The 11,683-nt window shown below is 42.0% G+C and carries 8 protein-coding genes; all 8 read left to right on the forward strand.

The window, feature by feature from the left end; genetic code table 11:
* The first annotated feature begins 5 nt into the window (after positions 1 to 5).
* The 8 genes from G630_RS0106880 (at position 6) to G630_RS0106915 (ending at position 11,641) form a co-directional block, all read left to right on the forward strand.
* The gene (locus tag G630_RS0106880) at positions 6 to 2,954 is read left to right on the forward strand and encodes an extracellular solute-binding protein (RefSeq protein ID WP_026498153.1); all 2,949 of its coding nucleotides are present in this window, start codon (positions 6 to 8) and stop codon (positions 2,952 to 2,954) included.
* A gap of 94 nt (positions 2,955 to 3,048) precedes the next feature.
* Positions 3,049 to 3,936, forward strand: coding sequence for a carbohydrate ABC transporter permease (locus G630_RS0106885; protein ID WP_242829174.1), 888 nt, complete (start codon positions 3,049 to 3,051; stop codon positions 3,934 to 3,936).
* A 1-nt stretch (position 3,937) separates the two neighbouring features.
* On the forward strand, positions 3,938 to 4,855 hold the full coding sequence (locus G630_RS0106890) for a carbohydrate ABC transporter permease (RefSeq protein ID WP_022761229.1): 918 nt from the start codon (positions 3,938 to 3,940) through the stop codon (positions 4,853 to 4,855).
* 49 nt (positions 4,856 to 4,904) lie between these two features.
* Positions 4,905 to 6,419: a hypothetical protein gene (locus tag G630_RS0106895; RefSeq protein WP_196805766.1), complete on the forward strand. Its 1,515-nt coding sequence runs from the start codon at positions 4,905 to 4,907 to the stop codon at positions 6,417 to 6,419.
* Positions 6,419 to 7,069 (forward strand): YIP1 family protein, encoded by a 651-nt coding sequence (locus G630_RS0106900; protein WP_022761231.1) that lies wholly within the window; start codon positions 6,419 to 6,421, stop codon positions 7,067 to 7,069. Before G630_RS0106895 ends, G630_RS0106900 begins: the two co-directional genes overlap by 1 nt.
* A 21-nt stretch (positions 7,070 to 7,090) precedes the next feature.
* The gene (locus G630_RS0106905; protein ID WP_155831950.1) at positions 7,091 to 9,673 is read left to right on the forward strand and encodes a DUF5696 domain-containing protein; all 2,583 of its coding nucleotides are present in this window, start codon (positions 7,091 to 7,093) and stop codon (positions 9,671 to 9,673) included.
* Between the two features lie 14 nt (positions 9,674 to 9,687).
* Positions 9,688 to 10,602 (forward strand): carbohydrate ABC transporter permease, encoded by a 915-nt coding sequence (locus G630_RS0106910; protein ID WP_026498156.1) that lies wholly within the window; start codon positions 9,688 to 9,690, stop codon positions 10,600 to 10,602.
* Positions 10,595 to 11,641: a carbohydrate ABC transporter permease gene (locus tag G630_RS0106915; protein ID WP_242829913.1), complete on the forward strand. Its 1,047-nt coding sequence runs from the start codon at positions 10,595 to 10,597 to the stop codon at positions 11,639 to 11,641. The genes G630_RS0106910 and G630_RS0106915 overlap by 8 nt, the downstream gene beginning before the upstream one ends.
* The last annotated feature ends 42 nt before the right edge of the window (positions 11,642 to 11,683 follow it).

Raw genomic sequence — 11,683 nt, forward strand, 5'->3', positions numbered from 1 at the left:
ATAACATGAAAAAGACTTCCAGAACAATTTTAATTGTAGTCGGCGTTTTAGCAGTTCTGATTGGAATATGCGTACTTCTGTCGATGAGAGATGTGGATGATTTCCATAATAAATATGAAGGATCAGATCTTTCGGTTGATGTTGAAGGTATGGAAAGGACAGGAACCTACACACTTTACCTGAATGGACATGCAGATGCAGATAAACCGAGTGAGTCAATAGACATTGATCTGTATAATAATCAGAGCGAAGGAGATGTTCATGAGGAGGACAGTCCTGAGGGAGATGTAGAGAAAGCTCTCTACACAGAGACAGGATCCAAGGTGACTTGGAAGGTCAATGTACCTAAGGCTGGATTGTATAACCTCTATGTTAACTACTTCCTTCCCGAATCCAGAGGAGTTCCGGCAGAGAGATCGGTTTTGATCAATGGGGAAGCGCCTTTCGAGGATGCAAGAAACATCACATTCACAAGAATATGGACTGATGGCGGTGATGTTAAAGTAGATAACCAGGGTAATGAGATAAGACCTACACAGACAGAGGTTTTTGACTGGCAGAGTGCATACTTCAGAGATGACATGGGATTCATTACAGAACCTTATCAGTTCTACTTTGAACAGGGCGAGAATGAACTCACACTCGAAGCGGTAAATGAGCCGATGCTTATTTCAGAACTTCAGGTTAAGGCAATTGAACAGCCCAAGACATACGCAGAGTATTCTGCAGAGGTTGGTGGCAAGGACGGTTCAGATACAGCCAAGACATTTATTCAGACAGTACAGGGTGAAGATTCAACATTAAGATCAGAATCTTCATTATATGCAAAATATGACAGATCTTCACCGACAACTGTTCCCAACAGTGTTACACATACAGTTCTTAACTATGTCGGTGGTGACAGCTGGAGAAGTTCCGGACAGTGGATTGAGTGGGATGTTGAGGTTCCTGAGGATGGATTATACAACCTGATGATTAAGGGACGTCAGAATTACTCAAGAGGTTCTGTATCAAGCAGACGAGTTCTTATTGATGGCGAGGTTCCTTTTGATGAGCTTAACGAGGTGTCATTCCCGTTCGAAAACGACTGGAACAGCTTAACACTTGCAGATGAAAACGGAACACCTTACAACATTTTCCTCACAAAGGGTACACATACAGTAAGACTTGAGGCTACCCTCGGAGGACTTGGTGAGATCCTTGAAGAGCTTGAGGATTCAACCTACAGACTCAACCAGATTTACAGAAGAGTACTTGTATATACAGGAGCAAATCCTGATATTTACAGAGATTATCATATTGAAAAGACCTATCCTGAAATTATGGAAGCTATGGATCTTGAATCCAAGCGTCTCTATAAGATAGTAGATGACATGGTTGCATTCAGTGGACAGAAAGCAGATCAGATAGCATCAGCGCAGACAGTAGCGCAGCAGCTTGAGAGATTCTGCAAAAAGCCTCAGAAGATAACCACAGAGTTTACAGCATTTAAGGATAATATCACAGCACTTGGTACCGCATCACTGAACATGAGTGATACAAAACTGGATATCGATTATCTGGTAGTATCAGGTACCGGAGTACAGCCTAAGAAAGACAAGGCAAACTTCCTTTCAAAGAGCGGACATGAGATTAAGTCTTTCGTAGCATCATTCTTCGTTGATTACAATTCAGTCGGTGATGTATATGATGCAAACGGATCAGATAAAGTAGTTAAGGTTTGGATACTTACAGGACGTGATCAGGGTACAATTCTTAAGTCAATGGTGGATGATACCTTTACACCTGAGAGCGGAGTAAAGGTTAACGTAGAAATCGTTGCACCTGATGCGCTGCTTAACGCAGTACTTGCAGGAAGAGGACCGAACGTAGTTCTTTCAGTCGGTGCCGATCAGCCTGTAAACTACGCACTTCGTGGTGCTGCAGAAGATATTACACAGTTTGAGGGATGGGAAGATGTTCTTGCTCACTATTCCGAGAGCTCATATGAGCAGTACAGACTTGACGGGCATGTATACGGAATTCCGGAGACACAGACCTTTAACGTAATGTTCTATAGAAAAGACGTACTTGAGGAGCTTGGACTTGAGCCTCCGCAGACCTGGCAGGAACTTATAGAGATGATGCCCACAATTCAGGGCAGCAACCTCTCAGTCGGAATACCTACCGCAGCAGGTAACAGTGGTTCAGCAACAGCTTCAACCGCTATCATGTCAAGCACACCTGATCTTTCAATGTACTTCTCACTGCTTTACCAGTATGGCGGCGATATGTACAACGATAATGGTACAAAGACAACCGTCAATACCGAGGCAGGCGTTAAGGCATTTGATGATTATGTAAGATATTTCAACGATTATGGTCTTCCGGTTATCTATGATTTCGTAAGTAGATTCAGATCGGGAGAGATGCCGATAGGTGTAGCACCTTATTCAACATATAACACACTTATGGTATCAGCACCTGAGATAAGAGGTCTTTGGGACTTCACACTTATACCCGGAACAGAGAAATCCGATGGAAGCATTGACCGTTCAGATTTCATCACCGGTAGTGCAACAATGATGATCAAGGAAGAGGATGAAGAGCTCAGAAAAAATTCATGGGAATTCATGAAGTGGTGGGCTGAGCCTGATACACAGATCAGATTTGGTCGTGAAATAGAGGCCCTCCTCGGTTCTTCCGCAAGATATGCTACAGCAAACAGAGACGCATTTAAGAATCTGTCCTGGAGCGCAGAAGACATAGAAGTACTTGATGATCAGTGGGATCAGACAGTTGGAATCAGAGAGGTTCCCGGCGGATACTTCACCGGACGTCATATCTCCAACGCGATACGTAAGGTAATAAATGAAAAGGTTGACTCACGAGAGACAATCATTGACTACTCGATCCTGATAGATGAAGAGATTGTAAAGAAGAGGAAAGAGTTTGGTATGCCGGTTGAAGAATAGACCGGTACGGGCACAGAAATCCGAGATATTTAGGAGAGAAAGAATGAAAGAGTATCTTCAAAAATACTTCACCCTGCGCAAACATGAAGCGCGGGTGGCAGTTAAAAAGGCGAAAAATCGAAAAATGTGCTATCTCTTTCTTGCACCCTATGCGATTTTATTCACCATGTTTTATATTTTTCCGGTTGTGGCATCCATATATTTTAGTTTTACATATTACAACATATTGGAAGCTCCGCGATTCATCGGTCTGCAGAATTACATCAGCCTGATTCTGCAGGACGACATCTTCCTAATCGGTGTGAAGAACACGCTGTTGATTGCAGTAATTACCGGACCGCTTGGCTACATAATGTCCTTCCTTTTTGCCTGGCTGATTAACGAATTGCCAAGATGGGTACGAAGTATAGCAGTCATGCTGTTTTACGCACCGTCGATCGCGGGAAACTGTTATGTTATCTTCTCTGTATTCTTCAGAGGTGATGCATACGGTTATGTAAATGCATTCTTGATGAATGTCGGAATTATTGACAAGCCGATCTTATGGCTCATCAATCCGCAGTACATGTTACCGGTTTGTATGGGAGTTATCCTTTGGATGAGTCTTGGCTCAGGATTCCTTTCCTTCGTGGCAGGTCTCCAGGGCGTAGATAAATCTCAGTTTGAAGCCGGCTACATGGATGGTGTAAAAAACCGTTGGCAGGAGCTTTGGTACATCACACTTCCCAACATGAAGCCCATGCTTATGTTCGGTGCCGTTATGTCAATAACACAGGCATTCAACGTATGTGAAGTCACAATGGCTCTTTGCGGATATCCCAGTACCGATTATGCAGCAAGAACAATCGTTACTCACCTGTTTGACTACGGTTTTTCAAGATTTGAAATGGGATATGCATGTGCTATAGCGACAATTCTGTTTTTGATGATGATCTTATGTAACAAAGCAATTCAAAGTCTCTTGAGGAGAGTGGGAACCTGACATGAGTAAATTAAGCAGCAAGAAAAAAATTGAAAAAGAAGAGAAAGAACAGGTTTACCGTAAAAAGCTGATAAAGAGAAGGAAACCTAACCGTTCAATCGTAGGAGACTTTTTCCTTTACTTATTCCTGGTACTGGTTGCCATGGTAATGGTTTTCCCGATCGTTTATGCGGTAAGTAGTGCGCTGAAGCCTCTTGATGAACTGTTTAAGTTCCCGCCTACGATTTTCCCTCAGCATCCGACACTTGATAACTTCTCGGATTTGTTTGTAACAATGGGAAAATCCTGGGTAACCTTTTCAAGATACCTGTTTAATACAGTATTTATCACATTTGTAGGAACATTCGGACACCTGATCATTTCATCTATGGCGGCATTCGTACTTGCTAAGTATGAATTCCCCGGAAACCAGACATTCTTCAAACTGGTTACAGTAGCCATGATGTTCACAGGTTATGTAACAGCAATTCCGAACTACATTATTTTGAACAAACTTGGATGGATTGATACCTATTGGGCAATCATAATACCTGCGTTTGCAGCACCTATGGGACTCTTCCTTATGAAACAGTTTATGGAAGGTCTTCCGACTTCACTTATTGAAGCGGCAAAAATTGATGGCGCAAATGAGTGGAAGGTATTTTCAGGAATAGTAATGCCGAACGTTAAACCGGCGTGGATGACACTTATCATCTTCTCGGTGCAGAGACTCTGGAACGACAGAGCGGCAACCTTTATCTATTCTGAAGAAAAGAAAACTCTGGTATTTGCCCTTCAGCAGATTCAGAGCGGTGGTATCGCAAGAACAGGTCAGGGTGCAGCCGTACTGGTTGTAGTAATGATCGTACCGATTATCATCTTTGTATTCTCTCAGAGCCAGATCCTCGAGACAATGGCTAGTTCAGGTCTTAAGGACTGATGAAGAACATTACCATACCATATTTGGAAAGGTGTTAGTTATGCAGACTATGAAAAAAATCGTAAAGGGAGCAGCTGCTGTTCTGGCAGGACTTGTGGTAATAACCGCCACTCCTTTAACGACATACGCAAGTGAATACGGATATACCTATAACTACGATTATTGGGGAGATGTTCAGGAAAGCCCTGATTTCTACACAGTTTGTAAGGTATTTACCGCATCAGACCTGGGACTTGATAAAAACTTAAGCAGCCCGGACGGAATTTTTGCTTACGGTAACATGATATACCTCTGTGACAGCGGTAATAACCGTATCCTTGAACTTAAGAGAGATTCCGCTGAAAAGCTTGAACTGGTAAGAATCATAGATTCATTCGAGGGAGACTGTGAGGTAAAGACATTCTCCAATCCCACGGATGTGGCTATTTCGGAGAGCGGAGAATTCTATATCGCCGATCAGGGCAACGCCAGAGTATTAAAGCTTGATAAAGACTTAAATTACGTGATGGAATTCACAAAGCCCGATGACAATACTCTTGATCCGAGCCTTGTATTCCAGCCCAAGAAACTGGCAATTGATTCAGCGGGCCGTGTGTATTGCATAGCAACCGGAATCAACAAAGGTCTTATCAAATATGAAAATGACGGAACTTTTTCAGGATTTGTCGGAGCTACACCGGTTAAATTCGATTGGACCGATTACATTTGGAAGAAATTTGCTTCTCAGGAACAGAGAGCGAAGATGGTATCCTTTGTTCCTACAGAGTATGAAAATATCTTCATGGATTATGAAGGCTTTATATATGCAACAACTGCCATAAATGAAGATAAGGCAAGCAAAACTGACAATGCAGTCAGAAAGCTCAACCTCGTTGGAAGTGACATTCTTGTACATAACGGAGAATGGGGAATCCTCGGAGATCTTTACTGGGGTTCCGGTGGTGGATATGAAGGACCTTCAGTATTTACTGACGTAACTGTCATGGAGAATGATATATACGTTTGTCTCGACAGAAACAGAGGCAGATGTTTCGGATATGATGATCAGGGAAATATCGTGTTCTGCTACGGTGGAAACGGTAATATGAACGGATATTTCAGAAAGCCTACTGCAATTGACTGCATAGGTCACGACCTTTATGTAGTGGATGCGCTGGACAACTCAATCACGGTTTTCGTACCTACAGAGTTTGGACAGACAGTATACAACGCAGTAGAGCAGTTCGACCAGGGTAAGTACACCGAGTCTGGTGAGTCCTGGGAGAAAGTAATGAAGCAGAACGGTAACTACGATCTTGCATATATTGGAATAGGAAGATCACTTCTTCGTCAGAAGCGCTATAAGGAAGCTATGAAGTACTTCGAGCTCAAGTATGACGATGATAATTATTCCAAAGCTTATAAGCAGTACCGTAAGGAATGGGTAGAAGATCATATTGTCTGGATTGTAATTGTTATTCTGGCATTATTCCTTATTCCTCTTGGAACCGGAAGAATCAAGAAAATCAGACATGAGATTGACACTGCAGATATTTTCATGAATTTACAGGACGGAGAAAAATAATGGCAGCTATCACAAAAGAGAAATATGATCGATATATTGACTCGCTGAAGTTTGCTCTATACTGCATCACTCATCCGCTTGACGGATTCTGGGATCTTACGCACGAAAAGAGAGGAACTTACGCAGCAGCTAACACAATACTGATCGCAACGGTACTTATAAGAATACTGAAGCTGAGATATACAAGTTTCATATTTATGACTGTTTACTGGGAAGATCTGAATATTTTCTTATACATAGCAAGTATCCTATTCCCCTTGAGTTTGTGGGTAGTAGGAAACTGGGGACTTACCACTTTGTTTGATGGTAAAGGCCGTCTGGGACAGGTTTACATGGCTACATGCTATGCACTTACACCCTATCCGCTTGTACAGTTCCCGCTGATGATCTTCAGTAATTTTGTAACTGTTGATGAAGCTGAGTTTTATGCCATGGTCAGTGCCATATCCCTGGTTTGGGCAGCACTTCTGGTTATAGCGGCAATGGGACAGATTCATGAGTATTCAGCAGGAAAGAACCTGCTTTTTACAGTAGCAACACTATTTTCAATGCTGGTAATGATCTTCATACTGATGATCTTCTTCAGTATGATATCTCAGGGAGTATCCTATTTCATATCTCTGGGTAAGGAATTTTTGTTCCGACTATAGGAATTACGGATGGGAGCAGACATGAAGGATAAAAAGAACGGAAAAATACGACAGATAGTAAAGAGCCTTGCGGCTCCGGTCATAATATGTGCGCTGATACTTGCTGCCGTAATTTTCATAATAAATCATAAAAATGCCAGTGATACGGGTGAAGCGATCGCGCCATATTCATATGAAGGCGGTGAGGATGCGGAGCCGGTTATAGTAGAGAATGATAAGCTCAAGCTTGAGATGGATCCACTTACCACACAGTTTACTGTTACAGTTAAGGAAACCGGTAAGGTATGGCGCTCAAATCCCGAGAATGCAGCAAATGACAGTGTTGCACTTCCTGAGGAAAAGGCAAATCTTCAGTCACCGCTTATCATGTCATATGCGGTTGTAACCGGACTTGAAACAACATATAACACCTATGCTTACAGTACATCAAACCAGATATATAACATAACTCAGGAAGGTGATTCCATCAGAGTTGATTATTCACTCGGTGATGTAATTAAGGAATATGTTATTCCTCCGGTAATCACCAAGGATAGCCTTGATGCATGGCTCGATAAGATGGATAAAGGTGATGTCAACTTCATCCAGCAGTATTATAAGAAGTATGATATCAACAAGCTTGGTAAAAAGGATAATAAGGATGAGCTTTTAGCTAATTATCCTGCTCTTGCCGACAATGTAATCTATGTTCTTCGTGATAAAACCAAGGAGAACGTTAGAAAGAAGATGGAGGCTGCCTTTGAAGCTGCAGGTTATACCTATGATGATTTCCTTGCAGATAAGGCTCAGGACCTTTCAGTAAAGAGCTCTGACAAGCCGGTCTTCAATGTAAGCGTTGTTTACAAGCTTGACGGAAATGACCTTGTTGTTGAGGTTCCCATGAAGGACCTTGCATATAAAGAAGATTCACCGATTTATACTCTTACACCTCTTCCGTATTTCGGAGCAGGCGGAACAGACGAAGAAGGCTATATGTTTGTGCCTGAGGGCGGCGGAGCAACCATTAACTTCAACAATGGTAAGACATCACAGAGCAGCTATTATACAAATGTATACGGTTGGGATATGTGTCTTAGCAGAGATGCGGTTGTTCATAACACCAGAGCATATTACGGAGTATTTGGTGTAGCTGAAGGGGATGATTCCTTTATCTGCATACTTGAAGAAGGAAGCCCTTATGCATCAATCCAGGCTGACATCAGTGGAAAAAATAACAGCTACAATTATGTAAACGCAGTATACAGCATATGTCAGAGAGAGCAGTACGACGTTGGTGATATCGCAAACAGTGATGTGTACGAGTATGTTCCTTCACTTCCGGATGAGACTCTGACAAGAAGATATACATTCATCAATTCCGGAAATTATGTGGATATGGCCAAGGAGTATGGTACATATCTCGATAACAAATATGGCGATTCTCTTGCAGTTAACAATGATGAGAGCGTTCCTGTAGCAATTGAAATTGTCGGAGCTATTGATAAGGTTAGACAGATTCTCGGTGTACCGGTTAAGAGACCGCTTAAACTCACAAGTTATAAAGAAGCAGCTGATATGATAAAGGATCTCAGCGCAAGCGGAGTCAAGAACATGTCAGTTAAGCTTACCGGATGGTGCAACGGCGGTGTTGACCAGAAGCTTCTTAAAAAGGCTAAGCCGATTGGCAGTCTTGGAAGCAAGAAGGATCTTAAGAACCTTGCAAAGGTCGGAGAAGAGACAGATTCCACAATTTACCTTAACGGAATCACTCAGTATGCTAACTCATCCAACCTGCTTGACGGATTTTTCTCATACAGAGATGCAGCCAAGCTCATCAGTAAAGAGCAGGCTAAACTTTATGATTATAGCCATATAACCTATGCACAGAGAGAAAATTCAGATCATCTGTATTATCTGCTTCATACAAACCTTGCTATGAATATTGCAGATAAATTTGCAAAGGCAGTAAAGACTTACAATGCAGGCGTGAGCTTCCAGGATATGGGTAAGGATCTTTCTTCAGACTTCTACAGAAAGAACACCCACAGCAGACAGACTGTTAAATCCCTTCAGGAGGAGGAATTCAAGAAGATTCAGTCCGAGGGAACACCCATAATGATCAACATGGGTAACGATTATGCTGTACCTTATGCAAGCATGGTTACAGGCATGGATCTCAGAGGAAGTGAGTACACAATCCTTGATCAGTGCGTACCTTTCTATCAGCTTGCTGTACATGGAAAAGTTAATTATACCGGCGATTCAATAAATGTCGGCGGTAATCAGGAAAATGAAGTTCTTTACAGTGCTGAGTACGGCGCAGGCTTATACTTCACATTTATGAAGGAAACTTCATTCGCCACACAGAAGACACTGTACACCGATTATTATGGTGCTACATACGATTCCTGGAAGGACAAGATGGTCGAGATCTATACAAGATATAATGAAGAACTCGGACACACCTTCAATCAGGAAATGGTTGATCACGAGAATATCACTGAGGATTTATCCCGTACAGAATATGCAGACGGAACAAATGTCTATGTAAACTACGGATACAGTGATGTACAGACACCGGACGGAAAGACAGTTCCTGCCAGAGATTATCTGGTTGTCAGATGAGAGGAAATGGTTTTATGGAAAAGCAGAAGCAAAAAAAGAAAATTGTAGGACTGCAGAAGAGAAAAGCGAAAGCCGGTTATGCATTTATTGCACCTTTCGTAATCGGATTTCTGGTATTCATGATAAATCCTTTAAGGCAGTCTCTTCAGATGAGTTTTTGCAATGTTGAGCTGGGAGCAGGTGATTTCAAAACAACCTGGCTTGGTCTTGCCAATTATATCTATGCCTTCAGAGTAGATCCTGAGTTTACAAGACTGCTGGTTGAAGAGTTATCAAGAATGATTGTTTACTCACTGGCTATCATAGTATTCAGTTTCTTCGTAGCACTGATACTTAACCAGAAGTTCAAAGGACGTGCTCTTGTAAGAGCGATATTCTTCCTTCCGGTTATCCTTTCATCAGGTGTAATCGTTGGACTTGAGTCAAACAACCAGCTTATGGCAGCACTTGCACAGACAATTGAACAGTCAACTCAGGGCGTAAGCGTAACGGCTGCTATGGAAAGTATACTTCGTACTGCCGGCATCGGCGTAAGAGCTTATGAAAAGGTATTCGAAGTTATTAACAACATTTATGATGTTGCTATTGCTTCAGGTATTCAGATCATTATCTTCCTTTCAGGGCTTCAGAGCATTTCATCAAGTATGTATGAGGCTGCTGATATCGAAGGATGTACAAAGTGGGAAAGTCTTTGGAAGATTACCTTCCCGATGATCAGTTCACTTTTCCTTGTAAACTGGCTCTATACAGTAGTTGATTTCTGTATGCGTTCCGATAACGGAGTTATCGAAAAGATCCAGAAGGTAATGGTTGACCAGTTGCAGTATGGTAATGCATCTGCAATGTCCTGGATATACTTCATTGTAGTACTTGCGTTTGTCGGAATTACATCTCTTGTTATCTCGAAGGGAGTTTATTACTATGACTGATATGGCATTAGCACAGAAAATGAGAGCCGGTGCGGAAAAAAAGAAGAATGTGGATCATTCCCAGAAAACTTTTTGGGAAAGAAACAAACTTTCCGGCGGATATCTCTTAAAAAAGCGTATAATGGATGTTGGTGTTAGTATTGTAAGATTCATTCTACTTTTCGGAATGTGCTTCATGATACTTCAGCCCATCCTGAATAAAATATCAGTCAGCTTCATGACTGAGCAGGATTTGTACAATCCTATCGTTATTGCGATTCCTGAGCACTTTACAACAGCGAACTACAGACTTGCTGCTGAGCTCATGAATTACAGTCAGGCTCTTGTGAATTCACTTATTGTAGCACTGACTATCGCACTTTTGCAGATCACGGTCTGCACACTTGTAGGATACGGATTTGCAAGATTCGACTTCCCGCTTAAGAAGATATGGTTTGCCTGTGTTATTCTGGTAATCCTTATCCCGCCGCAGACAATAGCAAGTTCACTGCATCTGCATTTCAGATTCTTTGATATACTCGGACTTATTAAGCTTACAACGGGAAGTACATTGAACCTTAGGGGTTCAGCTATTCCTTACTATCTGATGAGCGCAGGCTGTATGGGGTTAAAAAACGGTCTGTACATATTCATCATCAGACAGTTCTTCAGAGGACTTCCTATCGATCTTGAAGAAGCAGCATACGTTGACGGATGCGGAATGCTTAAGACCTTTGTAAGAATCATGCTTCCGCAGGCTAAGCCGCCTATTACATCATGCTTCCTGTTTGCCTTCGTTTGGCAGTGGACAGACGGATTTTATTCCAGACTGTTCCTTGGAAACACAAAGCTTGTAAGTACAAGCCTTTCACGTATCATTGATAGCCTGGGTGCTTATATCCAGCGTATCAACGGTGTTAAGACTACAATTTCAGTAGCTTATTCAAACTGTATCCTTGCGACAGGTACATTGATGATCATTATGCCGCTCATCATTCTCTATCTCTTCGCACAGCGTGCATTTGTTGAGAGTATTGCAAGTACAGGTATCAAGATGTAAAAAATCTCTTCGCACCGCGTTGGTGGGAGAGTGTATAAAATA

This window comes from Butyrivibrio sp. WCD2001 (assembly GCF_000424485.1).
In the GTDB taxonomy this organism is placed as follows: Bacteria; Bacillota; Clostridia; order Lachnospirales; family Lachnospiraceae; genus Butyrivibrio.

Excerpts from the sequence above, each read along its gene's own strand:
- G630_RS0106910 (WP_026498156.1), top strand. The coding sequence starts at position 9,688 with ATGGAAAAGCAGAAGCAAAAAAAGAAAATTGTAGGACTGCAGAAGAGA.
- G630_RS0106900 (WP_022761231.1), top strand. The coding sequence starts at position 6,419 with ATGGCAGCTATCACAAAAGAGAAATATGATCGATATATTGACTCGCTG.
- G630_RS0106905 (WP_155831950.1), top strand. The coding sequence starts at position 7,091 with ATGAAGGATAAAAAGAACGGAAAAATACGACAGATAGTAAAGAGCCTT.
- G630_RS0106880 (WP_026498153.1), top strand. The coding sequence starts at position 6 with ATGAAAAAGACTTCCAGAACAATTTTAATTGTAGTCGGCGTTTTAGCA.
- G630_RS0106895 (WP_196805766.1), top strand. The coding sequence starts at position 4,905 with ATGAAAAAAATCGTAAAGGGAGCAGCTGCTGTTCTGGCAGGACTTGTG.
- G630_RS0106915 (WP_242829913.1), top strand. The coding sequence starts at position 10,595 with ATGACTGATATGGCATTAGCACAGAAAATGAGAGCCGGTGCGGAAAAA.
- G630_RS0106890 (WP_022761229.1), top strand. The coding sequence starts at position 3,938 with ATGAGTAAATTAAGCAGCAAGAAAAAAATTGAAAAAGAAGAGAAAGAA.